This window comes from Paraburkholderia sp. EG304, from assembly GCF_046543485.1.
In the GTDB taxonomy this organism is placed as follows: Bacteria; Pseudomonadota; Gammaproteobacteria; order Burkholderiales; family Burkholderiaceae; genus Paraburkholderia; species Paraburkholderia youngii.
This window is the reverse complement of record NZ_JBKGUA010000309.1, coordinates 1-510: the sequence shown is the minus strand read 5'-3', so window position 1 is coordinate 510 and position 510 is coordinate 1. Positions and strand designations below refer to the sequence as shown.

At 63.1% G+C, this 510-nt stretch carries 1 protein-coding gene; it reads right to left on the bottom strand.

The genetic code is table 11. From position 1 onward, the window contains the following. Positions 1 to 510: IS21 family transposase (gene istA, locus ACLFKU_RS44020; protein WP_410853427.1), on the bottom strand; the 510-nt coding region annotated here is incomplete at both ends.

Sequence of the window (510 nt, the reverse complement as noted above, 5' to 3'; positions counted from 1 at the left end):
AGGATCGTTTGATGTATTTGACTCCGGCCTCAACGACGCCCTTCTTCGCAGGATCGTGTGGAGGGCATGCATCGATCCGGAAGCCGTACCCCTCGGCCAGCGCGGCGTACGAGCGCTGTACCTCGGGGTCGTACATGCACGCCTTTGTGATCGCGCACTTGGCGTTGTCGATGATCACGCGTTCGACGCGGCCACCAAACCATTCGAAGGCGCGCCGGTGACAGGCCAGCCACGTCTCGACCGTCTGATCCAGCACGACCTCGGCGTATTGATGACGCGACCAGCACAGCGTCATCACGAAGAACCATGTCTTGAGCAGAACCCCGGACTCATGCGTGAGCACCGGACCGGCGCCGAAGTCGACCTGTGCGGCCTCGGCCGGTGCGAACTCCAGGATCGTCGTCGCTCTCGAGCCGCGCTCGGCCTTCAGGTGCAGCAGGAAGCGCCGCACTGCCGAATAGCTGCCCGTATAGCCGTGGTTGCGCTGAAGCGCGTTGAAGATCGTCGTGC